The organism is Vibrio sp. 10N.261.52.A1, from assembly GCF_002876325.1.
In the GTDB taxonomy this organism is placed as follows: Bacteria; Pseudomonadota; Gammaproteobacteria; order Enterobacterales; family Vibrionaceae; genus Vibrio; species Vibrio chagasii.
On the sequence record NZ_MCYD01001167.1, the window covers coordinates 1 to 535 of the forward strand.

At 36.8% G+C, this 535-nt stretch carries 1 protein-coding gene; it reads right to left on the reverse strand.

Features of this window, described 5'->3' with window-relative positions; genetic code table 11:
• Window positions 1-437: hypothetical protein (locus BCT81_RS24950; RefSeq protein ID WP_198596957.1), on the reverse strand; the 437-nt coding region annotated here is incomplete at its 3' end.
• Window positions 438-535 lie beyond the last annotated feature (98 nt).

The window sequence follows — 535 nt, forward strand, 5'->3', positions numbered from 1 at the left end:
TGCTTATTCTTAGACTTTCTAATCTTTTCGGACGTTTCTAGAGTTTCAGATGCATAAATTTCACAGTCAGTCACAAGTGAACCAACCTCTGTAAAAAAGGCATTTAATTCACCCCACGCCTGCAGTTTTATGTTGGCTAATAGTTGAGATTTCCAGTTTGAAGTAGCACTTGCGTAAGCAACTAGAAAACCGATAACAGTAACTAGTGAACTAACTATAGCAACTTTCATTTCATCACTAAGAGCATGAAGCCAAGCCATAAGTTCGTCGAAAGAGTACGCTGGATGACCAAACAGACTTTCACTAAAGTAGCGGAGAACTAGCATAGTAATTAACACGCCATAGAGGTTACCCAACAAAAACCGAAAAAGGACAGTAAAACTGATCCATAGATAAAACAGGGTCGTTTTAGCAAACGTTAAGTACTTCTGATTCAAACACAACCTCCTAAATAGTTAACAGCTATATTAGACAGAAAAATTCTGCACTTAAATACAGAATTATTCTGTCTAGTATCTCAATGACGTAAACGATA